This is a genomic window from Leptolyngbya subtilissima AS-A7 (assembly GCF_039962255.1).
Taxonomy (GTDB): domain Bacteria; phylum Cyanobacteriota; class Cyanobacteriia; order Phormidesmidales; family Phormidesmidaceae; genus Nodosilinea.
The window spans coordinates 40,468-63,859 of record NZ_JAMPKY010000005.1 but is presented as its reverse complement, the minus strand read 5'-3'; the positions used below and the strand labels follow the sequence as shown (position 1 = coordinate 63,859).

The window sequence follows — 23,392 nt, the reverse complement described above, 5'->3', positions numbered from 1 at the left end:
CCTAAGATTCTGGAGATTCAAACGTGTCTCTTCCGTTACTAAACTATTCCCCGTCCAGTCAAAATCAGCGCGTTGCGGCTTACGAAATCGGCGGCGATGAACAGCCCAGAATTTTCTCCACCGATGACCTGTACGATACCAGCGACATGGATGCGCTGATTAATGCGGCCTATCGGCAGATGTTCTTCCACGCCTTTAAGTGCGATCGCCAGACCTTTCTGGAGTCGCAGCTGCGCAACGGCCAAATCACCGTGCGCGACTTTATTCGTGGCCTAGCGCTGTCGCCTACCTTCTACAACAGCTTCTTCGAGAAGAACAGCAACTACAGATTTGTTGAGCATTGCGTTCAAAAAATTCTGGGTCGCGACGTATACAGCGATCGCGAAAAAATTGCTTGGTCTATCGTAGTGGCCAACAAGGGCATTAAAGGCCTAGTCGATGAGTTGCTCGACAGCGAAGAGTATCTCACCAGCTTTGGCTACAACACCGTGCCTTATCAAAAGCGCCGAGTGCTGCCTGGTCGCCCCGAAGGCGAGCGCCCCATCCACATCAAAAATCCCCGCTACGACGCTTACCACCGCAATCAGCTGGGCTTCCCTCAGATTGTGTGGCAGTCTCAGGTCAAGCGGTACGTTCCCCAAGAGAAGAAGGTTACCGCTGGCAACCCCCAAGCCTTCCTTGGCATGGCCCGCAGTATTGGAGCCAGTGGTGCAGCCCCGGCTCGCGTATCCACCGGCGACATCAACATCGCCACCGCTGTACCCTACCGCAAAGTGTCATCATAACTGGGTTTAGCAGCCCTTCGGTTAGGTTTCTAGAACACCATCGGGGATGCGAGCTACGGCTTGCATCCCTTTTTTTGTCCAAACGGGCCTGTTGATTAGGCCAGGCCAACACAGGGGCAAAAAAAAATCCCCTGGCCGTAGCCAGTGGGACTTTTCAGGGTGCATCTACCATTCACCTTTTCACCTAAGACGAGACTTCGTCCGGAAAAGTTGCTACAAAGTTTCAGCCTATTGCGGACTCTCGGCATTGCGCAGCACCTCGGCCTGTTCTCGCAGAGAAGCGGCCCAGTCTTCGGATCCGCTGGCCTCAAAAAGAGTAGCGGCCTGCTCAAAATCGGCAATCACTGACTCTCTTGCCTCTAAGGGAATATCCTCTGGCCCTTCTACTAAATCGCCTTGCTCCACATACACCTGCCCTAGCGTGGCCTGGGCCCGCCCTAGGTAGGCTGAAGACTGCTCAGGGTCAATTGCGATCGCCTCAGTGTAGGCAGCAATGGCGCCAGTGTAGTCTTCAGCCAGAGCCAGGGCCTCAGCCTCAGCATAGGTCACCTCAAATTCGGTAGAGGTGCGCACAACGAGGTCATAGTCGCCACCCTGGCCCGAAAATGACCGGGCCACTACAGTGTAGGTACCATCTTCAGGCAGCTCGATGATAATGGTTGAGTTTAGAGTGCCGCCAAAATCGTCGTTAGACGCGATTTCGGTCTCATCAGGCCCGGTTAATGACAACACCGGATCAAAGTCCTCACTGGCTAGGGTGATCGTCATCACCTGTCCGGCTGTGCCCTCGAAGGTATAGGTAGACTCTGCCGGATAAATGGTGCCCGCCTCTTCTAGTACGGTATCGGCGCGGGCAACCAGCGTTGCCGGGCCAGCCAGCAGCCCCACCAAGGCTACAGGCGCTACTACTCCCGCAGGAAACAACCGTAGAAAACCCATGCAACCTCCCTTAGGGAAACAACGAACACACAAATCTGCCATGCAGCCTAACACAAGGCCGACCTAGCCACGGAACCATTAGCAGTGTCTCAGCAGACTATGGTAATACTGAAGCCATGCTACTCAGCCTACCTATGCCCCCTCTGTATCGCGTATTAGCTTGTCTAGGGACGTTGGCCGTCCTAAGCGATTGTGCCCTAGCACTGCCGCCTCCCGAAGAAATTCCTGAAGAAATTTTGCGCACAGAGGTAATTACGGAGGCGCGATCGCCCCTTGACGGAGAGCCGCTTTCTGCAGCAGAGTACGCTGCCCTACAAGAGCAGCTGCGCGATCCCAACACCGAGCCCGTTGTTAACCCTGACATCGCTGACCTAATTCAACTTTTGCAGCTGAGACGTCTCCTCAAACCCGTCCTCCCTTTCTTACGGTAGGGGCCAAATAGGCCAAGATCCGCGAAAATTTCCCTGTGGGAATCGCTAAGTTTTGTTACTCTATTCCGCAGATAGTAAATTCACACAGATCGTTTATATCCCCTGTGGACCTTTAATAACATGCCTGCAACCGTTGACGCCGAACAGATTGACCGGATTGTCTGGAACCAGCACCATGACCCCTTTGAGATCTTGGGGCCGCACATGGTGCAGCAAGATGGTCAAACCGTTTGGGCCGTGAGGGCCTATCTGCCTCAGGCTGACAAAGCCTGGGTGGTGCTGCCAGAAGAGCACAAAGAAGTGCCTATGGAATCTAACCATAACCCCCACTTCTTTGAGTGCGTGCTGCAGGTTCAAGATCTGGCTAACTATCAGCTTAAATACGTCATCGGTGACCATACCCATGTCATCTATGATCCCTACGCCTTTAAGACCCGTGCCATCACCGATTTTGACATCCACCTCTTTAGCGAAGGCAACCACCATCGCATTTACGAAAAGCTAGGTGCACACTTCACCGAAGTCGAGGGCGTCACGGGCGTTTACTTTGCCGTGTGGGCTCCCAATGCTCGCAACGCATCGGTACTAGGCGATTTCAACTATTGGGATGGCCGCAAACACCAGATGCGCCGCCTTTCTAACGGCATTTGGGATCTATTTATTCCTGGGTTAGATGTTGGAACCCACTATAAGTACGAGATTAAAAACCACGACGGCCACATTTACGAAAAATCTGACCCCTACGGCTTTCAGCAGGAAATTCGACCCAAAACCGCCTCCATTGTCACCGATCTAGATAGTTACGCCTGGCAAGATGCTGACTGGATGGAAAAGCGTCGCCAGACCGAACCTTTGACCCAGCCAGTTTCTATCTACGAGCTGCATGTTGGCTCCTGGCTGCACGAGTCATCGGCTAGCCCCGCCCTGCGTCCCGACGGCAGTCCAGAACCGGTCGTTACGGTAGCTGAGCTCAAGCCCGGAGCTCGCTTCCTCACCTACCGAGAGCTAGCGGATCGGCTGATTCCTTATATCAAAGAGCTAGGGTTTACCCACATTGAGCTACTGCCCGTCGCTGAGCACCCTTTCGACGGTTCCTGGGGCTACCAGGTCACTGGCTATTACGCCGTCACCTCCCGCTACGGAACGCCCGAGGACTTTATGTATTTTGTCGACCAGTGCCACGCCAACGGCATCGGCGTCATTGTCGATTGGGTGCCAGGCCACTTTCCTAAGGACGGCCACGGTCTAGCATTCTTTGACGGCACCCACCTCTACGAACATGCTGACCCCCGCAAGGGCGAGCACAAAGAGTGGGGCACCCTGGTGTTCAACTACGGTCGCAACGAGGTGCGCAACTTCTTGGTGGCCAACGCCATCTTTTGGTTTGAAAAGTACCACATCGACGGAATCCGGGTGGATGCGGTAGCTTCCATGCTCTACCTCAACTACTTCCGCAAAGACGGGGAGTGGGTGGCTAACGACTACGGCGGCTGCGAGCACATCGAAGCGGCAGACTTTCTCCGTCAGGTAAACCACGTGCTGTTTACCTACTTCCCTGGAGTGCTTTCGATCGCAGAAGAATCGACCGCTTGGCCAATGGTCTCCTGGCCTACCTACGTGGGCGGACTAGGCTTTAACCTCAAGTGGAACATGGGCTGGATGCACGACATGTTGGATTACTTCAACATGGATCCATGGTTCCGCCAGTTTCACCAGAACAACGTTACCTTCAGTATTTGGTACGCCTTTACTGAAAACTTTATGCTGGCCCTGTCCCACGATGAGGTGGTGCACGGCAAGAGCAATATGCTAGGCAAAATGCCGGGGGATGAGTGGCAAAAGTTTGCCAACCTGCGCTGCCTCTACACCTACATGTTCATGCATCCGGGCAAAAAAACCCTGTTTATGAGCATGGAATTTGGCCAGTGGAGCGAGTGGAATGTCTGGGGCGACTTGGAATGGCACCTGCTTCAGCATCAGGCCCACGCTAGCCTTAAGCACTTTATGGGTAAGCTCAACGAGTTTTACCGTAGTGAACCGGCTCTGTTTACCCAAGACTTTGACCAAGCTGGCTTTGAGTGGATCGACTGTAGCGACAACCGCCACAGCGTGGTGGCCTTTATTCGCTGCGACAAGGGCAGCGATGACTTTGTGGTGGTGGTGTGCAACTTTACGCCCCAGCCCCATAGCCACTATCGGGTAGGCGTGCCTGAGCAGGGCTACTACAGAGAGCTCTTCAACAGCGATGCCCGCGACTTTGGCGGCAGCAACATGGGCAATCTCGGCGGCAAGTGGTCTGAGGATTGGTCGTTCCACAACCGACCCTATTCGCTGGATCTGACCCTGCCACCGCTAGGAGTTATTGTGCTGAAGCTGACTTCAGAAGAAACTCAGAAAGCCCTATCAGGTCAGTAACCGAGGGTTAGCTCGAAGGCGCCATGCAACCACGCATTACAGTCATCACCCTTGGCGTGGATAACTTGGAGCGATCGCTGCGTTTTTACCGAGATGGCCTAGGCCTCTCAACAGCAGGGATCGTAGGCCAGGAGTTTGAGTTTGGAGCCGTTGTCTTCATCGATCTTCAGTCGGGTCTCAGACTTGCTCTTTGGCCCCGCGAGAGTATCGCCTATGACACCGGGCTGTCGCGAGGCAAGCCCAGCTCAACGGAGTTTACCCTAGGGCACAACGTAGGCTCTAGAGCAGAAGTTGATGCCGTCATGGAACAGGTAACCGCCGCCGGTGCAGTTATCGTTAAACCTGCCCAGGAGACGTTTTGGGGTGGTTACGGAGGATATTTTCAAGACCCAGACGGCCACCTTTGGGAGGTGGTGTGGAATCCACAGTGGATCCATCAAGATTAAGCATTCCTCAGGCAATTACTTGGGGTTAACTCGCTCGACCTCTCAACAGCTATACAGACAAGAAGAAGACAAAAACCTCTTCGGATGGCAATTTCCCAGTGTTTGGGCTATTGTCTCTACGCCTAGCTGATCCTTGCTCTCTTAAAAAATTGCTGGTAGCCTGAATCAGACCGATCAGTCTTTTTTGATGTCAAAAGCTCAAGTTACCAAGGCGCATATCATCGAGCAGGCGGCAGCTCTGTTTAACCGGCAGGGCTACGCTGGGGCGTCGATGTCTGATGTGATGCGGGTAACAGGCTTACAAAAGGGAGGAATTTATAACCACTTTCGCAGCAAAGATGAACTGGCCTTAGAGGCCTTTGGCTTCGCAGTTCAGCGCATCCAGCAGCGATTTATTGGGGCTCTCAAGGGCAAGCGCCACGCTGTAGACAGGTTGATGACTATTCTCAGCGTCTACGAACGGTTTTTGGAGGATCCCCCTATTCTAGGAGGCTGCCCGCTGTTAAATACAGCTGTGGAGAGTGATGATGCTCACCCGGCACTACGAAAGCAAACTCAGATGGCGATGAATAACTGGCGATCGCTAATTGAACGCATCGTCGACAAAGGTGTTGCCCGTGGTGAACTGCAACCCACCGTAGATGCTGCCACAGTAGCTACGATCTTGATCGCCACCATTGAGGGAGGCATCATGCTCAGCAAGCTGTACGACGACCCCGCCTATTTAGAACAAGCTCTAGCCCATTTAAGAACCTATGTTCAACAGCAGCTAGCCACGCCCGGCTAATTTTTTTTGCGCACAAACAGACCGATCGGTCTTTTCTTATTCTCATTAAGGAACTGTACCCATGCTGAAGCTTTACTACGCCCGGCCATCCGTCTACGCCCGCCCGGTGTGGCTCGCTTTGATTGAAAAGCAATTGCCCTTTGAGTTGGCACCAGTTGACTTGAGCGGCAAGCAGTTTGAGCCTGAGTTTTTGGCTGTTAATCCCTTGGGCCATGTGCCGGTTTTGGAAGATGGTGATTTACGCGTTATTGAGTCGATGGCGATTTTGGATTATTTAGAAGCTCGCTATCCCGATATGGCGTTGTTGCCCAGGGATGCAACGGCTTTAGCTAGGGTTCGCATGGTGCAGATGCTGACGCTTAACGAACTGCTGCCGGGGGTCTTTAAGCTGCTGATTGACAACGAGCGCTCGGACCAAAAATCGGCTGAAATAGAATATGCTCAGCTACGGGTCAGGAATACGCTGAGTTTTCTGGAAAATTTGCTGGGTGACGGCTGCTATTTCGCGGGCGAGCAATTTACGCTGGCAGAAGTCGTTGCTGGAACTGTAGTTCACAGGGTACCGGATCTGGGAGTGGCGCTGGCCGATTATCCTCGATTGAGTCACTGGTCTAAACGGCTGCTCGCTCGACCAGCGTGGCAGCAGATTGCGCTGAGTGCGGAGGAGTGGAACACCTTCAAACGCCGTATGCGCGTCATTCCTAAAATTTGGCAGCGCCGTCGCCATCAGCGCATGACCGCACTATCGCAGCAAAGTCTAACGATGTAATCGCTCGTCTATGGGTACCGACCCCTACGTTTGGCTAGATAAATCTTTGGCAGCCCTGCACCGCGCCCACCGCTATCGAACCGTAGCGGCTGTCGATGGCATGACCGGGGCCGTGGTGCAGCGGCAGGGGCAAACTCTAATCAACTTTGCCAGCAACGACTATCTGGGACTAGCCAGCGATCCTCGGCTGGCGGAGGCGGCGATCGCCGCCATTCAGACCTACGGCACTGGCAGCACCGGCTCCCGATTGCTCAGCGGCCACCGGGAGTTGCATAGGGAGCTAGAGCAGGCGATCGCTGCTCTCAAGGGCACTGAAGATGCGATTGTCTTTAGCTCGGGCTATCTGGCCAACATGGGGGCGATCGCGGCCCTAGTCGGTAGCCCAGACCTGATCTTAGGCGACGAGTACAACCACTCCAGCCTCAAGTCAGGGGGCAAAGTTAGCGGTGCCACCGCCCTAGACTACCGCCATGGTGACGTTGCCCACCTGGAGGAATTGCTGAAGCTGTATCGCGATCGCCATCGCCGCTGTTTGATTACCACCGACAGTGTATTTAGTATGGATGGCGACCTGTGCCCGCTGGCGGCCATTCTTGACCTAGCGGAGAACTACCACGCGATGGTGCTGGTGGATGAGGCCCATGGCACAGGAGTTTTTGGCAAGTGCGGCTCGGGGGCCGTAGAGCACCTAGGATGTACCGGACGCCCCTTAGTCACAGTCGGTACTCTCAGTAAGGCTCTGGGCAGCCTAGGGGGCAATGTAGCCGGGTCTGCTGTACTCATTGACTTCCTCCGCAACCGCGCCCCCAGTTGGATTTACACTACGGGTCTATCGCCAGCGGATACAGCGGCGGCCCTAGCGGCAGTGAAAATTATTCAGCAAGAAACCTGGCGCCGCGAAATGCTCTGGCACCAGGTGAATCACTTGATTCAACAAATTGATCAAATCTTGACAGAGCCAGCAGCAGCTCCCTTTGGGCTGCGGCGATTGCCTTCGGCTTCGCCCATTATTTGCCTAGAGGGTGCGTCAGCAGAGGCAATTCTGACGGCTAACCAACACCTACAGTCAGCTGGGCTATGGGTGGCAGCAGTACGCCCGCCCACAGTGCCCACAAGCCGACTACGAATTACGGTTATGGCTACCCATAAGCCCTATCACCTGCATCAGCTGATCACTGGACTACAGACTCTGAATCAGGGTTGAGCGTTTAGCGCTTTGAACCCCAACGTCGCTGCTTCTGGCGAGCGATGGTCTTGCGCTTTTTCTTTTCAATCGGGGTTTCAAAGTGGCGATTTTTTCGCATATCCGAAAAAATGCCGGCCCGGGCAACCTTTCGCTTAAAGCGTCGTAGGGCCGATTCAATGTTTTCGTCTTCTCCCAATACAACCTGGGCCATTAGTTCTCCTAAAAATTTGCTAACGCGGGTAAAGCAGCGCTCTAGTAGCGTCAGCCTAAAACCACTGGATATCGCTGAGCGCGATACCTCACTTCGAAAGCCCGTAGGCTAAGGTATGGCCAAGAGCTTTGGCCATACCCAGTTATCTAGCGACCGCGGCTATTGTTCCAGCCACCGCCGCCACCGCCACCACCGCCGCCACGCGACTCTCTGGGGCGAGCTTTGTTGACCTTGAGGTCGCGGCCCATCCACTCAGCACCATCGAGGGCCTCGATGGCTTTGTCTTCGTCGGCTTCGCTTTCCATTTCGACGAAGGCAAAACCACGAGGACGACCGGTCTCACGATCGGTGGGCAGGCTAACCCGGCTAACAGCACCGTATTCAGCAAAGACCTCGGTGATCTGGTCTTGGGTGGCGCTGAAGGCCAAATTCCCTACATAAATCGACATGGATACATCTCCAAATAGAGAGAGAAAAAGTAGAAAGTTATCAAGGAGATGTACTCAACTAAGGACTAAGCCAAGCCGGTAATGCAACTAACAACTTGCTTGTCACACGATAGCACAGGGCTACCTTGTGACCAGTATGGGGCGATCGCAAACTAGCCTGTTAGAGTCGTCTAATCCTCCGGCATTACCCATTTAGGCGGCTGAGAGGCGCGCTCCATCATTCTGCGTCGCACGGCCTCATCGGCCATTTCAAGCATCTCATCAAGGGAGGTGTCAGAAATAAATTTTGTCGCTTCGGCAGTGTACTTCAGGTTGGGGCAGTCGTTCCCCAGCACACAGCCGTCTTTACAGTCTACTGCGCAATTAATCGCCATTATCTTGCTTGAGCCTCATAACGTCAGCGTTAGGGCAAAATTCATTTTCAAAAGCCCTTAAAAATTGTAACAACCTGCGCCCGCGCCGTTGTTGAGCCATTGTGTAGAGAACGTCCTTGGGGCTGCTCTAGACCAAGGTAGAGTTAGCAAAACGCGATATGAGGTTGTTATGGGCATGCCTCCCAACGCTCAGCTCCGCTGGCCCCTATGGCTTTTGGCAGCAACGCTACTCCTGCTCTTAGGGATTGCTTACCTGTATTGGAAAGATCCAGCCCTGCTCAGCCGGCTAGTTTTAGGAACAGGGCAGCCGATTTAGAGCCGAAGGCCAGAGACGGCAGGTTACCCAGAGAATCTTTACGTATGCGGGCGCGGCGCGGCAGCTTTGAGGGGTAGATGGGTAAGGGGTTCAATATTTCTCAAGTTCATCTACTTCCTACTCCCTTACGGCAGAGGCACGAAGTCGAAGCCGGTGCCCGAGCGGGTACCGGGTTTAACCTCGACTAGCAGGACGGTGGTGTTGCGATCGCCCGACGGCAAAAAGTTAATTGTTCCTGTTGATCCATTGGCAGAAAACCCTTGGGTGGCCAAAGCCTGACCGAGCGCAGCTCGCCCTGAGGTACCGCTGTCGGGAGCCACGTTTCCTACAGTGCGGGCTGAACTCAAGACCTGAAACGCGTCGTAGCTGAGGGCCGTGCGCCAGTTAACATCGCCGCCCCAGAGGCCAGAGGCGGTCTGGGCAAAAGGTGGGGCCGATTTGAGTGGATGCCAGGGGACGGTGACTACGGTGCCCGTCAGGCTAGCCCCGCCCTTTTCCAGGGCATCAATGCGGTAGAAAGCATCGCCAGCTAGCACCGGCAGCTGGCCATTGTTGAGCTGGGCGACGGCGATCGCCGCATCAAAGGTGGCCGAGTCGGGCAGCAGCACCACGGCATCGGCCCCACTGCCCTGCAGCTCCGTCGTTGGATTGCCCTGGGACAGATCAACCAGTTTGACCACCTGTCCCCCTTCTAGGCCTAGGGTGGTGGAGAACGCATCTTGCAGCGACTTGCTGTAGGAGCTTTGGGAGTTGTAGTAAACGATGGGTTTGCTCTTGCCCAGGGTGAGCATGTGGCGGGCCAGGGTGGTGCCCGTGAACTGATCACTGGGAATCACCCGAAACACAAAATTGCCGCCCTCTTTGGGCACTGTGGTCAGCTCTGTAGTGGTGCTGGTGGGAGAGATCATCGGCAGCTGCCCTTGTTGGTAAACGGGCGCGGCCGCCAAGGTGGTAGTGCTGGTGCCGTGGCCGATGACGCCGACAACATCGGGGTCTTGAACTAGAGCGTTGGCGATCGCGGCAGCCTGACCGGCATTGTTCTGGTCGTTAGCAATCAGCACCTTCACGGGGGTGCCGGCCTTGATCGCCTCATCTTGGGCTTGGGCTACCCCCCGCAGCAGCTCGCGGGCGGTGTTGGGGCTATCGCCAATGGGCACCACCGCAGCGATGCCCAAGGCAGGATTAGCCCCAATCCGAGCATTGTTGAGGTAGATCAATGCTTCGGGGTCGTTGCGAACAGCGTTGCGGGCCGCCTCGAAGCGTGCAGCGGCCGTGGCATAGTCACCCGAGGCGTAGGCAGCAGCCCCCGCCTGCATATCGGCATTAGAGGTATCGGTAAAGAGGATGCGATCGCCCCAGCTCAGCGCATTAGCCACATTAGCGGGCTGGCCTAGGGTGGTCGTCGGGGTAGCAGCAGTAGAGGTTGTGCCAGAGTCAGCGGCGGCGGGATCTGCGGGGGCTGCGGGGGTAGTCGGCACCGCAACCGGAGCCTGCGGCGCATCTTTGCGCACAAAGGCGTTGTATCCTGTGAAGCCCAGCGCTGCTAGAAAGATAACCGCCCCAACCCCGGCGATGAGGGGAGCAATAGACTTGCTCTTTTTCAAAGGTTGGCCGCAGATTTCGCACTTCTGGGCCGTGGTGGTGTTTTCTTCGTAGCCGCATTTGGGGCAGGTGACGTGGTTGAAGCTGTCGGTCATGGCGAATGGGTGGATGGGTTAGGGAGTGGATGGGTGGTAGGAGGAGTTCTGAATTTTAAGTTTTGAGTTGAAGTAGTCGGGTAGGTTGGGTGAAACGGCGTGGAACCCAATAATCCCTATAAGCGTTGTTACGCTGGCACTGCATCCAACCTAGGATTACAGCATGCCAAGAACTCAAAACTAAGCATTCAAAACTCAAAACTTTCTGCCTACGGTCTGTTCATTTCAGCGCGCACGTTGTCTTCGATGGTGGCAACCTGCTCGTTGGTGAGACCCAGTTCTTCTTGGAGGTCGAGCAGTTGGGCCTGCTCTTCTAGGTCAACTTCGCCGTCGTTGTCGAGGAAGGCGCGGAACATCAACCCGTATTCGGCTGCGGCTTGCTCGATGGTGTTTTGGGGCTGGTATTGGGCGGCGATCGCATTGGCATCGGCCACCGAGACCCTGTACTTTACCCGGAATTTTTCCAGCAGTTCTAGCTCCGTGGGCGAGGGATTGCCGCGCCGGTAGCAGGTCTCGACTAGCTTGGCGTATTTGACTAAGTTCTCGGAGTCAAGGGCGGGAGGCGGCGGCGCGGGAGACGGTGATGTAGTGACGGGTGATGGGGTAGTGGGTGAGGGGGTAGCGGGGGCATCCGAGGGGATGAAGAGGCGGTGGGTAGTGACGAAGTTGGAGATGGCGGCTTGGATGCGCTTGTAGTCGTCGCTGTCGGAGCCGCCCTGAATTGTTTGCTCCTGCTGTTGCAGGTAGGTCATCACCTGGGTGTAAAGGGCTTGTTTCTGGGGTTTAGTAGCGGCTTCTTCACCGATCGCTCGAATGGCATTGTCTAAGGTTTCGGCCAGGCGACGGTTTTGGTCGGTGAGCAAAAAGTCTTCCGCCTCTTCCCAGGTGGCGCCCATGACCTCAGTTTTGTCGAAGCCGGTGAGCTTGTCGCGATAGGTGAATTTGACCTCAGCAAAGCCGGTGACGCGATTGTCTTCGCGGCGCACCAGACCCAGGGCGTTGGCCAGCATCAGGTTGTAGCGGGCCTGGCGCTCGTTGCTGGTTTCGGGCATGACGTCGCCAAACTGGCGATAGTCTTGGTGAGTGTGCAGGGGGTTGTGGTCAGCTTGGCTGACGGCGCGGTAGAGCGATCGCATCCGCTCCATGCCCTCAATTAGCCGTAGGGGGAAGGCCCCGGTCTCCTGCACAAAGTAGATGTGGTAGGGGTCGTTGAGGGGGCGAATTTCTTTGTCGGTGACGGTGCTGGTTTTGCGAATCATCGGCAGCAGGGCCGAGACCGCCGGATCGGTGGGTTTGCTGCCGCCCTGGATGCCGACCAGTTTTTGGTACTTCTCTAGCTTGTCGTCCCAGCCCAGCTTCTTTTGCTCCTGGCTAAGGCGCAAAAAGGCTTCCGATTTCTCAAAGGTGGTTTTGATCTGGGCCTCCTGCATCTCGACGGTGGGGTACTGCTCCAGAAACTTGCGGGCGGTGGAAATGTCGAGCTGGCTGCGGCGGCGAAACACATCCATCGCTTGACCCAGCAGCCGCTCGTAGAGGTCTTTGGTCTTGAGGGCGTCGTAGGGGTAGAGGTCAAATAGGCGCACCCGCAGTTCTTCGAGCACCTGCTGGGAGAGGGTTTGGCAGAGGGTTTCTTCCTGGTCGGCGACGGTTTTGCGGTAGGCGGCGTCGATTTCCTTTTCGTCGTAGAGCAGAATGCCGTTGACCGTCAGGCCGCCGGTTTCGCGGGTATAGACGCGCTCCTTATCCTTCAGCTCGACCTGGACGTTGTTTAGCACCGTCTCAAAGGCAGTGAGGTCGACCAAGAGCTGGTCAATTTCTTCGCGCAGGCCGTCGAGCAGCATCACCCCCAGAGTGCGGGCTTTGACCTCGACTTTAGAAACGTAGATCTGCTCTAGGGCCTGCATAATGCCTTGAAAGTCGTCTTCGATGACTTTCTTGCGGTTGAGCATCATCATCTGCTTGGCGTGGTCGTCGATCTGCTTTAGCAGGGTTTGCAGGGCGTTTTGGGCCGATCGCTCGCGGGGTAGCCAGTATTTCTGTCGGTCTTGGTCGAACTTGCTGCGAAAGTCGGCAAACACCTCAATCAGCACTTCTAAGAATTGACGGGTGAACTTCGGCCCCCGGAAACGATCTTCCACCATCAGGTAGACCGCCGCCCGCAGCTCCTTGCGCTTTTCGGGGATCAGCCAGCTGAGGTTGTCCCACATTTTTTGAAAGTAGTCGCTCCAGCGCTTGGGATCGGTGCCGGTGTCGTTGAAGTGGGGAGAATATTTTTCCTGCTCGTTAGAGATAAACCGCTGCAGGTTTTCAAAGGGAATATTCAGGTCGTTGCGGCGCTTGCGCACCCCGGCTACCCAGTCGGCGACTTCCTTGGCGTAGGGCTTTTTGTTGTCGCCCATGCTGATGCTGTCGATCACCTGGTGGTCGTGCTCCGATTCGGCCAGAAATAGACCGGGGAGAATCTCGGTGCGAATCAGGTCGGACATCGCCGCTGGGGCAGGGGTAGGGTTGCTCCACCAGTCCACTAGCTTGGCGGCCAGGCGGGCCGAGCAGGCGTTTAGCACCCGCTCGACCGGAAACTGAATGCTGGAGAGGCCAAAGCTCATGAAGTTTTGCGGGTAGCCCAAGGCGTCAGGGCTGGCCCAGTGCTTGCGAACGTTGTCGCGCACCAGCTTTTTGTACTGACTGAAGCCGGAGCTAAAGTCGAGAAACACGTTCTGGGCCACCATTTCCAGCACATCGCCCAGGGTGGGGAAGGTGACTTTGTCGTTGCTGTTGCCCACCAGGTAGGTGAAGTTGAAGGGCACATCGAGGCCGCTCTGACTGGTGATGCGATCGCTCTGGCTGTCGCTGTACTGAGCGTCAAAGCGGGTGTCGCCGCGGCTGTAGTGGTTCAGCTCCATGAGGGCGGCGTAGGCGTTGGCGATGACGCGATCGCCCAATCCCGAAAAGGCCCCTGGCAGCACCAGGAATGCACTGGTCTGGGGTAATTCTGACACCGGCACCCAGTCGCGCAGGTTGTAGGCCAGATCCATCACCATGCCGGAGCCAGTGCCGCCGGAGAGCGAGCAGACCACAAAGATGTTGATGCCCTTGTCGAGCTGCACCTTCCAGCGATCGAGCATGAATTTCTCATGGCCGACGATGCGCCCCTTGGCCTTGGTGAAGTAGTCCTTGATCAGGGGGTAGTTGAGGCTAAAGGCAAACCGCCCCAGGGCGCGAATTTGCCCTGCTCCAGACAAAATTGAGTCGGTGCCTTTGAGCTCGCTGGGGAACCACTCGTCTAAATATTGGTAGGCCGACAGCTTGTTGAGAATGGCCTTGGCATCTTCGACCTTGGCCCACACCTGCTCGATGGGTCGCAGGGAAATATCTTGCTTCAAGACTGTTTGGGCTTCGGAAACTTTAGCGTTTTGCTCGGTGTCAATGTGCAAAAACGAGACGATTGGCAGGGCGTCGAGGGAGCCATACTGCTCCACGATCATGCGGCGAATTTTGATCAAAATCTCTTTGCCAGTGCCCCCCACGCCAATGATGACGGTAGGGGTCATGCCTGTGTATTCGCTCATAGATGGGGCACCGTGGGAGGGCTATTCCTATTAGGTTTCCCAGGTAACTTCCGTGAAATTACGGGCATTCCGCACGGGCTTATTAAAAGTTGACAATCAGCTGGGGAAACATTGTTGCGATCGCAGGTCAACCCAAGCATGGCAGTATCCGTCGGTAGGCGGGGTTGGTTAGCCAACGCAGAGGCCATCAACGCGATCGCCGTCCTAAAAAAAGGTTAAGCCTAGAGGAGTAGGCGACTTGTCTCAGCAGACAGATCGCTAGACTTTAGAAGCAACGGTGCTTCAGGCGCTATGTTTAGAGGTTTTGCCCGAATGCACTTCGCCCCTACCTGCCATACCTGTGACCTATTCCCCTGCTAAATCCTTCAAGGCCCGTCGACTGCTGCCCTGGCTAGTGGCAATCACTCTGCTGCTGGTCTTTTCGAGCAGCTTAGTGCATCTGCTCACCGAGTCATGGTGGTTTGAGTCGGTAGGTTACGCATCGGTGTTTTGGGTACGCATCAAGTGGCAGCTAGCCCTAGGAGTGGGGTCGTTTGTCGTTTACGGCGGAGTGCTGTGGGCCAACTACCAGATCGCGCGGCAGCTAACCCGCGATCGCGTCTACCGATTTTTGAGCCGCTACAGCAACCCAGTTCAGCGCCAGCAGATCGAACGCTTCACCCATTTGGGGGTGGTAGGGCTGGTTTTTTTGCTGTCGCTAGGGGTGGCGCTGCGGGCGGCTTCGGCTTGGCAGACCGTGCTGCAATTTCTTAACCCTACCGAGTTTGGCACCCCTGACCCCATCTTTCAGCGCGATATCAGCTTTTATATGTTTAAGCTGCCCCTGTGGCAGGGGCTGCAAGACAATCTGCTGGGCCTGCTGGTGTGGTCGCTGCTGCTGGCCAGCGCCGTGTATGCCCTCAAGGGTGAGGTGCGCCCCGAGCGCGGTTGGAAATACTTTCTCACGGGGGAAGCTAAAGCTCACCTGTGTCTGCTGCTAGCAGCGATCGCGGCCCTGCTGGCGGTGGGCTTTTGGCTCGACCGCTTCTCGCTGCTCTACTCTGACAGCGGCGTTATTTTCGGCGCGGGCTACACCGATGTCCATGCTCGGCTCCAGTCTTTTTGGCTGATGGGGTTTGTCACCCTGGCGGTGGCGGCGCTGTTTTTGATTGCTCTGGGGCGTAGCGGCTTTTCGCTGCCAATTTTTGGCATTGTGATCTACCTGGGCGTACTGGTGCTGGTTAACGGCATGTATCCCTGGTTTCAGCAAAACTTTGTGGTTGAGCCCAACGAGCTCACCATGGAGCGCCCCTACATCGAGCACAATATTGCCTTTACCCGCGCGGCCTACAACCTTACCAGCGTGGTGTCAGAGCCCTTCCCCGCCAACAACAGCCTCGATCGTGCGGTGCTCGACGCCAACGAGCCCACCATCGGCAACATCCGCCTGTGGGATTACGCTCCGCTGCTCAGCACCTACAAGCAGCTGCAAGAAATTCGCCTCTACTACAACTTTGAGGATGTGGATGTTGACCGCTACACCCTCAACGGCGACTACCGCCAGGTGACCATTTCGGCTCGCGAGCTGCCGGTCGAGCAATTACCCCCCGAGGCCCAAAACTGGATCAACCGCCAGCTCAAATTTACCCACGGCTTTGGGATTGTGATGAGCCCGGTCAACCAGGTGACCCCCAACGGGCTGCCTGATTTCTTTATTCGCAATGTGCCCCCCAGCAGCACCGTCGATTTGCCCCTCGACCAGCCCCGCCTTTACTACGGCGAAAGCACCCGCAATTACATCTTTACCGGGGCCAACACCGACGAGTTTGACTATCCCCAAGGCGACACCAACGCGTCTTACCGCTACACCGGGGCGGGCGGCGTGCCGCTCAATTCGTGGCTGCGGCGGCTGGCCTACGCCTTCGATCTGGGCAACGTGCGGGTGCTGATCTCCAACTATTTCAGCCCTGAAACTCGGATTCACTACCACCGGCTGATTACTGATCGGGTGCGCCACGTCGCCCCCTTTCTCACCTACGACAGCGATCCCTACCCGGCGGTGATCGACGGGCGGATCAAGTGGGTTTTGGATGGCTACACCAGCAGCGATCGCTACCCCTATTCCGAGCCCCTCAACCGCCGCACCGACATGGTCTCGCTGGTGGAGAACACCAATCCCCTGATGCGCAACGGCGTCAACTACATTCGCGATGCCGTCAAGGTCTTTATCGACGCCTACGACGGCAGCCTGGAGTTTTATGCGCGCGATCGCTACGACCCGCTGCTGGCTACCTACAGCCAGATCTTTCCCGACCTCTTCAAACCCATCGAAGAGCTGCCCGCCAACTATCGCGAGCACCTGCGCTACCCCCTGGACATTTTCACGGTGCAGGCCCAGATGTACCGGGCCTACCACATGGAAAACCCAGAGGTCTTCTACAACCGTGAAGACCTCTGGCGGTTTCCAGAACACGGGGAAGAGGACGCCGTGGAACCCATGGAGCCCTACTACGTGATTATGAAGCTGCCTCAGCTAGAGGGAGAGGAATTTATGCAAATTCTCCCCTTTACCCCGGCCAACCGCGACAACATGATCGCCTGGATGGCAGGCGGCTCCGACGGCGACAACTACGGTCGGCTGCTGCTCTACGAATTTCCGAAGCAGGAGCTAGTGTTTGGCCCCACCCAGGTTGAGGCCCGCATTAGCCAAACTCCAGAAATCTCTGAGCAGCTCACCCTCTGGAGCCAGCAGGGCTCGGGGGTAATTCGCGGCACCCTGCTGGTGATCCCCGTCGAGCAGTCGTTGCTCTACGTGCAGCCCATTTACCTACGGGCCGACCAGGGCGAACTGCCCGAGCTGCGCCGAGTGATTGTTGCCTACAACGATCGCGTGGTGATGCGAGAAACCCTCGACCAAAGCCTAGACGCCATCTTTGGCGATGCCGTTGCCCCACCGCCCGCTCCCGTCGATCCCGGCACCGAACCGGCACCACCTAGCACCGTGTCTGATCTGGTGCAGTCGGCGCTGGAATCGTACCAAAGCGGCCAGCAGGCTCTTCAGCAGGGCGATTGGCAGCGCTACGGCGAAGCCCAGCAGCAGTTAGAGCGCGCTTTACAGGAGCTAAATCAACAAAATCCGTAACATTTGGGACGACATTACCTCAGGTTTACGCCCTGTGAGCCAATGATTGTGTCAATATCAGCCACCGCGGGCATACTATAGGGAATTCTCCGGCCTGTGCGCTGAATTCATCGAATTCAATAGACCCCTATGTCTAATACGCCCCCCACTGTTCTGCAACTGGCCCGTCAGGGTGACCCAGAGGCGATCGCGGCTCTGATGAATCGCCACCTGGAGGCCCAAGGTATCACTGCCCACGTGGTGCAACACGACAGCACCCTCCAGGTGAACCTAGAGTCTGCCCAAATTCCCAACCAGGCTGATCTGGTCGCCTATGTCAAAAAGGGCATTACCGGGCTGGAGCTAGCCACCATTCAACAGCTGACCGTCAGCGGCAAACAACTAGGGGCTGACACCAGCGCCTGGAGCGAAAACCTGGTGCTGCAAGACGCTCCGGTTAGCGATCTGGACTTTGACCTAGGTCTAGCGCCCACTCCGACCAGTGATGACCTCGACCTCGGGTTCGACCTCGATAGCACCAATGGTGCCGACCTCGACCTCGATCAGCTAGGCGATTTTGACGCGTCCCTAGGCGATGACTTTGGCGGTGCCGACCTCGATTTAGGGTTTACCGATGGCTCTAGCGATCTCGATCTCGATGTCCCGGCCGACTTTGACCTGAGCTTTACCGACAATAGCGCCAGCGACTTTGGCCTCGATCTGACCGACACCAGCCTCTCCGAAGCCGGTGCCGATCTGGGGGCCACCGATGATTTTGGCCTAGAATTCACCGACACCTCTGCCGACGCAAGCGATTTCAATCTAGAGTTCACCGACACCTCTACCAATGCCAGCGATCTTGATTTCGATCTGGGTCTTGGTGAAGAGCCGAGCGATGCTGGAGCCACCGATCTAGATTTTGACCTAGAGTTCTCAGAGCCTGCCGCTGCCGAGTCTGCCACTGATTTTGATCTCGACCTGGCCTTGGCCGATGCCCCCGCCCCTGACCTGAGCTTTACCAAAGACTCAACGAGCACCGTACCCAACGACACTGAGCTGGACTTTGACCTAGGCCTTGAGGAGGCACCCGCCACCGCCCCAGATAACCTAGGCCTTGACCTAGACTTCATTGATGCTCCTAAGGGAGATGCTTCTGCAAGCGATTTTGACCTCGATTTAGGCATGGGCGACGAAGTCACTGGGGCGCCTGTCGATGAGTTGGACCTAGATCTAGGCCCAGACCCATCGCCCACCGTTGGGGCTGACACTGACCTGGATTTTGATCTAGACGGCGAAGACCCTATCACTGCTGATGCATTAGATCTGGATCTTGGCCTGAATGACGATGATTTGGACCTAGATCTAGGCTTAGACCCATCACCCGCTGCCGGGGCTAACACCGGTCTAGATTTTGATCTAGGTAGCGAAGAATCCGCTACTACTAATGCATTGGATTTGGATCTTGGCTTCAATGACGATGATTTAGACCTGGATCTAGGCCCAGACCAATCACCCACTGTCAAGGCTGACACTGACCTGGATTTTGATCTAGGCGGCGAAGAACCCATTACTGCTGATGCGTTAGATCTGGATCTTGGTCTTGATGATGCGCCCACTGGGGCGGGCAATGAGCTCGACTTTGACCCAAGCACCAGCACTAGCGACCTAGACCTAGATTTTGCCGCTGCCGATCAGGCCGCTTTAGATTTAGAAGCTCAGCAATGGGCCGCCGACAGTGGCACTGAGGAGATTGCAGACTTTGGTCTCGACTTTGAGAATGGCCCAGAACTGAGTGAGACGGTTGGGGATCAGGCTGAGGCTGCGATCGCAGCCGACGACTTCGACTTCGATCTCAACACCCCCGCGGCTCCCCCCACAGCCCCCGACGTCGATATTGATCTAGATGACCTTTGGAGCAGTAGCGACGCCAGCCCAGACACGGGCATCGCTCCCGCCGCAGGCCCAGTAGACAGTTCTGCCCCCCCTTGGGCCGATGACTTGTCTGGCATGGATGACCTAGTCGACTTTGACGAAGACCCGAGTAGCGACGCCGTCCTCTCCGACGATTTCACCAATTTAGAGGACAGCTCCAGCGACCTAGATTTTCTTGAGGCAGAACCAGATCCTCTAGCGGCCACTGAGTTCGACACCGGCTTGGATTTAGGACAGAACAGTCCCAACGATCTGGATTTTCCTGAATTAGATCCTTTAGCAGCTACCGAGTTCGACACCGGCTTGGACCTAGGGTTAGATGAAGGATTTGATTCAGAAACACCGATGGTTGAGGGCAGCACACTTGATGTCGATGCCTTTCCTGACCTCGATCTAGGCACCGACAGCACCACTTCAAACCTAGAAGCGGGTTTAGAGCCTCTACCCCCTGAACTGTTGACCCCAGAAGAGTTAGCGTTTGAGGATTTAGGCGCTGCTACCGATCTAGACCTCACAGAACCCGCTGCCTTCGCAGGCAGCGACTGGAGCGCAGACGAGCCTGATCTCACCCTCGACTCTGACACTGATCTGGGCGCCTACGACGATCTAGGTACTTACGACGATTTAGGGACCGCTGGCTTGATTGAGGGCGAACTGACCATTGACTCTGACACAGATCTAGGCACCTACGACGATCTAGGTACTTACGACGATCTCGGCACTACCGGCTTGGCCGAGGGCGAACTGCCCCTCGACTCTGATACCGATCTGGGCACTTACGACGATCTAGGCAGTTACGGCGATTTGGGCACCGCTGACTTTGCCGCCGTTGACCTTGACTTGTCAGAGGGCGAGCTGAGTGATCAAGCCATAGACACTCCTTTCTCAAGCGATTTTGATCTAGAAGCCGGTCCTAACGATCTGGTTCTAAAGCCCCTCGGCGTAGATGCCTTTGTACCCGAAGAGGGCGACTTGGGCTTCTCCGCAGCCGATGCTCCACCCTGGGCAGTAGAAGACGGCAGTTTCGACCCTAACCTTGTCCTAGATTCTCCCGCCGACTTTGGGGCTGAACCGGAGAGCGGCTTTGATCCTGGACTGACCTTCGATGCTCAAGCTGAGGATCCTCACATCACTTCAAATCCTTTTGCAGCTGAGCCCTACGAGGTGGGCTTTGAAGCCGACGCCGATATGCCCTTCTCGACCATGGAGTTGGACCAAACAGTCGAGGGCGACTTTATGCCTGACCTCGCTATGACCAACGAACTTGGCGACGTCGACGCTGCCTTTCTAGAACAGCCGGAGGATTATTCTGCTGGGGCTATACCGGCTGCTGGCCTGCTTAGCGATGATATCGCAGATGATCCAGCCTTTGAGCCCGTTGAGTTTGGCAACGACGAGTTTGAGGCACCCGGCTTCGAGTCCGCAGGGTTAAGCGATGAAGGCTTTGAGACCGATTTCGGCACCGAGGGCTTTGCCGATGAAGGCTTCGGGAACACAGGTTTTGATGATGAAGGTTTTGATGATGGAGCCTTCAGCGACAGTTCCCTAGATAGCAACGGCTTCATCCAAGACCGCAATGGGGTGGTCTTAACGAATGACGAACCCGACGCTACCGACGACTTCATTCAGGAGTTTGGTTCCGACCCCTCTACCCACGTAGCCCTCACCCCAGACCAGTTTAATGACGACGGCAGTGTCCGCCGGTCAGGCGGAAGGTCTGGCTTGCCCACGCGCCTGATTTTAGGATTGGTGGGGGCTTTAGCTCTAGGTGGCCTGCTGCTCTACGGAGTGCTCAGTCGCTTGCGGGAGCCTAGTCCAGGGGGAGCCCCCGCAATCACCGAGCCTGCTACACCTCCGGTTGACCCGGCTGCTGTGCCCGAAGATGAGCTGTTTAGGCAAGCGGTTAATGCAGCCCAAACCGCAGCCAACCAAGCCCAAACCGCCAGTACCCCAGCCCAGTGGCAAGCGGTAGCCGACGCTTGGGCCCAAGCCATTGCTCTCATGCAACGAGTTCCGGCCTCTGACCCCAACTACGCCACTGCCCAGCAGAAGGCGGTTGACTATCAGCCCAATCTTGACTACGCCCGGCAAAACGCTCAGTAGTCGCAGTAAACACCTCTGAAAAGCAAAGCTAGAGTGTTGCGGTCGCAACTCAGGGCAAATCCTGAAGTGCTGATCTAGTGCAGGTTCAAACGGTTGCAGTTGCAGCTGTTCAAATCGGCACAGCCACGGCGGTTAGACGGGCCTTTGCTGCACTCGCTTGGGCGGTGGTGAGTCAGTTAGCTAACTAGTGCTGAACTTTCAACCGACCTGATGCTGGGAAAGGTGCTAATCGGTGCCACCGGCGTGAAGTATAGTGCTTCAATTTTCCACAGCCTAGGGTCGCCGGGTAGAATGGGACGGTTGTATTCTGACCAAAGCCTTGATTGAACGCTACACCCTGCCCGAAATGGGCGATCTTTGGACCGACGACTATAAATTTAAGACCTGGCTGCGGGTCGAAATCGCGGTGTGCGAAGCCCAGGCCGAGCTGGGCTACATTCCTCGGGAAGCGGTCGAGGAAATCAAGGCTAAAGCCAAGTTTGACCCCAAGCGCATTCTTGAAATTGAGGCTGAGGTACGCCACGACGTGATCGCCTTTCTCACCAACGTCAACGAGTATGTGGGCGACGCCGGGCGCTACATTCACCTGGGCATGACCAGCTCCGATATGCTCGACACGGCCCTGTCGCTCCAGCTCGTAGACAGCCTTCAGGTGATCATGATTCATGTGGAGAGCCTGATTCAGGCGATTCGCTATCGGGCCCAAGAGCACCGCGACACGGTGATGATTGGTCGCTCCCACGGCATTCACGCTGAGCCAATTACCTTTGGTTTTAAGCTGGCTGGCTGGCTGGCCGAGATGCTGCGCCACCGGGAGCGGCTGACCCACCTACAGGATGCGATCGCCGTTGGCAAAATCTCTGGTGCAGTGGGCACCTACGCCAACATCGACCCCAAGATTGAGGCGCTGGCCTGCCAAAACCTGGGCCTGCGCCCCGACACGGCCTCCACCCAGGTCATCTCCCGCGATATCCACGCCGACTTTATGAACGCTCTGGCTCTGCTGGGAGCCTCCATCGAGCGGTTTGCAGTAGAAATTCGCAACCTGCAGCGCACCGACGTACTGGAAGTGGAGGAATTTTTCTCTAAGAAGCAGAAGGGCTCGTCGGCCATGCCCCACAAGCGCAACCCAATTCGCTCAGAACGTTTGACTGGTATGGCGCGGCTCTTGCGAGGCAATGCTATGGCGGCGTTAGAAAACGTAGCGCTGTGGCACGAGCGCGATATTTCCCACAGCTCTGTGGAGCGCGTGGCCTTTCCCGACAGCTGCATCCTGACTCACTTTATGCTGGTAGAAACCACCGAGCTGATCAAGAATCTGCTGGTCTACCCCGAGAATATGGCCCGCAACATGAATGTCTACGGCGGCGTAGTGTTTAGCCAGGGAGTGCTGCTGGCTTTAGTCGACAAGGGGCTGGTGCGGGAAGAGGCCTATGCGATCGTGCAGTCGTGCGCCCACCAGGCCTGGAACACCGACGACGGCAACTTTCGTGGGCTGATCGAGGCCGATGAGCGGGTGACGGCGCACCTATCGAAGGCAGAAATTGACCTCTGCTTTAGTCCTGAGCGTCACCTGCGCAACCTCGATCAGGTTTACCAGCGTTTGGGAATCTGAGCCGAATTGCTAGCCTATAGCTGATGGATCAGACAAACCAAGACTTTTTGGCGACAGTTATTGCGCCTCGCTCTGGCCTCTCCTAATCAGGTGAGGCCAGCCTGTTCTAGCAACCTTTTTCACCTTAGGAGAATCCGTAGCTGCATTGACAACCGGAGATAGCGCAGCAAGGTTTCTAAGCTTTTGGCCCGATAGCCCCATCGTGGCTCTTATGGCGCTGCTGGGGACATAATGTGACCGCCTGTTCTCTCGTGCTGTTTGGGTAGCC

16 protein-coding genes are annotated in these 23,392 nt (G+C 56.1%); 10 read left to right on the top strand and 6 right to left on the bottom strand.

Annotated features, from left to right (window positions below):
• Positions 1-23: 23 nt before the first annotated feature.
• Positions 24-785 carry a phycobilisome rod-core linker polypeptide gene (locus tag NC979_RS12060; protein ID WP_190521626.1) on the top strand — a complete coding sequence of 254 codons (762 nt, stop codon included), beginning with the start codon at positions 24-26 and terminating at the stop codon, positions 783-785.
• 228 nt (positions 786-1,013) lie between these two features.
• On the opposite strand, the gene NC979_RS12055 is transcribed toward NC979_RS12060, so the two are convergent.
• Positions 1,014-1,724 (bottom strand): pre-peptidase C-terminal domain-containing protein, encoded by a 711-nt coding sequence (locus NC979_RS12055; RefSeq protein ID WP_190521624.1) that lies wholly within the window; start codon positions 1,722-1,724, stop codon positions 1,014-1,016.
• 134 nt (positions 1,725-1,858) lie between these two features.
• On the opposite strand from NC979_RS12055, the gene NC979_RS12050 reads away from it, so the two are divergent.
• The 6 genes from NC979_RS12050 (at position 1,859) to bioF (ending at position 7,776) form a co-directional block, all read left to right on the top strand.
• Positions 1,859-2,155, top strand: coding sequence for a hypothetical protein (locus NC979_RS12050; protein WP_190521622.1), 297 nt, complete (start codon positions 1,859-1,861; stop codon positions 2,153-2,155).
• A gap of 120 nt (positions 2,156-2,275) precedes the next feature.
• Positions 2,276-4,570: a 1,4-alpha-glucan branching enzyme gene (gene glgB, locus NC979_RS12045; protein ID WP_190521620.1), complete on the top strand. Its 2,295-nt coding sequence runs from the start codon at positions 2,276-2,278 to the stop codon at positions 4,568-4,570.
• Between the two features lie 23 nt (positions 4,571-4,593).
• Positions 4,594-5,016, top strand: a complete 423-nt coding sequence (locus NC979_RS12040; RefSeq protein ID WP_190521618.1) for a VOC family protein — start codon at positions 4,594-4,596, stop codon at positions 5,014-5,016.
• 187 nt (positions 5,017-5,203) lie between these two features.
• On the top strand, positions 5,204-5,803 hold the full coding sequence (locus NC979_RS12035; protein WP_190521616.1) for a TetR/AcrR family transcriptional regulator: 600 nt from the start codon (positions 5,204-5,206) through the stop codon (positions 5,801-5,803).
• Positions 5,804-5,864: 61 nt separating this feature from the next.
• Positions 5,865-6,572 carry a glutathione S-transferase family protein gene (locus NC979_RS12030; protein WP_190521614.1) on the top strand — a complete coding sequence of 236 codons (708 nt, stop codon included), beginning with the start codon at positions 5,865-5,867 and terminating at the stop codon, positions 6,570-6,572.
• Positions 6,573-6,582: 10 nt separating this feature from the next.
• Positions 6,583-7,776, top strand: coding sequence for an 8-amino-7-oxononanoate synthase (gene bioF / locus NC979_RS12025; protein WP_190521612.1), 1,194 nt, complete (start codon positions 6,583-6,585; stop codon positions 7,774-7,776).
• A gap of 4 nt (positions 7,777-7,780) precedes the next feature.
• On the opposite strand, the gene rpsU is transcribed toward bioF, so the two are convergent.
• The 5 genes from rpsU to NC979_RS12000 all read right to left on the bottom strand — a co-directional run bounded on the left by rpsU (position 7,781) and on the right by NC979_RS12000 (position 14,374).
• Positions 7,781-7,969 (bottom strand): 30S ribosomal protein S21, encoded by a 189-nt coding sequence (gene rpsU / locus NC979_RS12020; RefSeq protein WP_073608157.1) that lies wholly within the window; start codon positions 7,967-7,969, stop codon positions 7,781-7,783.
• 146 nt (positions 7,970-8,115) lie between these two features.
• The gene (gene rbp / locus NC979_RS12015; RefSeq protein ID WP_190521610.1) at positions 8,116-8,418 is read right to left on the bottom strand and encodes an RNA-binding regulator; all 303 of its coding nucleotides are present in this window, start codon (positions 8,416-8,418) and stop codon (positions 8,116-8,118) included.
• Between the two features lie 170 nt (positions 8,419-8,588).
• The gene (locus NC979_RS12010) at positions 8,589-8,792 is read right to left on the bottom strand and encodes a hypothetical protein (protein WP_190521608.1); all 204 of its coding nucleotides are present in this window, start codon (positions 8,790-8,792) and stop codon (positions 8,589-8,591) included.
• A 441-nt stretch (positions 8,793-9,233) separates the two neighbouring features.
• On the bottom strand, positions 9,234-10,805 hold the full coding sequence (locus NC979_RS12005) for an ABC transporter substrate-binding protein (RefSeq protein ID WP_190521606.1): 1,572 nt from the start codon (positions 10,803-10,805) through the stop codon (positions 9,234-9,236).
• A 209-nt stretch (positions 10,806-11,014) separates the two neighbouring features.
• Positions 11,015-14,374, bottom strand: a complete 3,360-nt coding sequence (locus NC979_RS12000) for a tubulin-like doman-containing protein (RefSeq protein ID WP_242024121.1) — start codon at positions 14,372-14,374, stop codon at positions 11,015-11,017.
• A 340-nt stretch (positions 14,375-14,714) separates the two neighbouring features.
• On the opposite strand from NC979_RS12000, the gene NC979_RS11995 reads away from it, so the two are divergent.
• The 3 genes from NC979_RS11995 to purB all read left to right on the top strand — a co-directional run bounded on the left by NC979_RS11995 (position 14,715) and on the right by purB (position 23,124).
• On the top strand, positions 14,715-17,495 hold the full coding sequence (locus NC979_RS11995; protein WP_190521604.1) for a UPF0182 family protein: 2,781 nt from the start codon (positions 14,715-14,717) through the stop codon (positions 17,493-17,495).
• A gap of 129 nt (positions 17,496-17,624) precedes the next feature.
• Positions 17,625-21,509 carry a hypothetical protein gene (locus NC979_RS11990; RefSeq protein ID WP_190521602.1) on the top strand — a complete coding sequence of 1,295 codons (3,885 nt, stop codon included), beginning with the start codon at positions 17,625-17,627 and terminating at the stop codon, positions 21,507-21,509.
• Positions 21,510-21,828: 319 nt separating this feature from the next.
• Positions 21,829-23,124 (top strand): adenylosuccinate lyase, encoded by a 1,296-nt coding sequence (gene purB / locus NC979_RS11985; protein ID WP_190521600.1) that lies wholly within the window; start codon positions 21,829-21,831, stop codon positions 23,122-23,124.
• The last annotated feature ends 268 nt before the right edge of the window (positions 23,125-23,392 follow it).

Coding starts and splice junctions, on each gene's coding strand:
- NC979_RS12055 (WP_190521624.1), bottom strand. CDS start 1,724: ATGGGTTTTCTACGGTTGTTTCCTGCGGGAGTAGTAGCGCCTGTAGCC.
- NC979_RS12050 (WP_190521622.1), top strand. CDS start 1,859: ATGCCCCCTCTGTATCGCGTATTAGCTTGTCTAGGGACGTTGGCCGTC.
- glgB (WP_190521620.1), top strand. CDS start 2,276: ATGCCTGCAACCGTTGACGCCGAACAGATTGACCGGATTGTCTGGAAC.
- NC979_RS12040 (WP_190521618.1), top strand. CDS start 4,594: ATGCAACCACGCATTACAGTCATCACCCTTGGCGTGGATAACTTGGAG.
- NC979_RS12035 (WP_190521616.1), top strand. CDS start 5,204: ATGTCAAAAGCTCAAGTTACCAAGGCGCATATCATCGAGCAGGCGGCA.
- NC979_RS12030 (WP_190521614.1), top strand. CDS start 5,865: ATGCTGAAGCTTTACTACGCCCGGCCATCCGTCTACGCCCGCCCGGTG.
- bioF (WP_190521612.1), top strand. CDS start 6,583: ATGGGTACCGACCCCTACGTTTGGCTAGATAAATCTTTGGCAGCCCTG.
- rpsU (WP_073608157.1), bottom strand. CDS start 7,969: ATGGCCCAGGTTGTATTGGGAGAAGACGAAAACATTGAATCGGCCCTA.
- rbp (WP_190521610.1), bottom strand. CDS start 8,418: ATGTCGATTTATGTAGGGAATTTGGCCTTCAGCGCCACCCAAGACCAG.
- NC979_RS12010 (WP_190521608.1), bottom strand. CDS start 8,792: ATGGCGATTAATTGCGCAGTAGACTGTAAAGACGGCTGTGTGCTGGGG.
- NC979_RS12005 (WP_190521606.1), bottom strand. CDS start 10,805: ATGACCGACAGCTTCAACCACGTCACCTGCCCCAAATGCGGCTACGAA.
- NC979_RS12000 (WP_242024121.1), bottom strand. CDS start 14,374: ATGAGCGAATACACAGGCATGACCCCTACCGTCATCATTGGCGTGGGG.
- NC979_RS11990 (WP_190521602.1), top strand. CDS start 17,625: ATGTCTAATACGCCCCCCACTGTTCTGCAACTGGCCCGTCAGGGTGAC.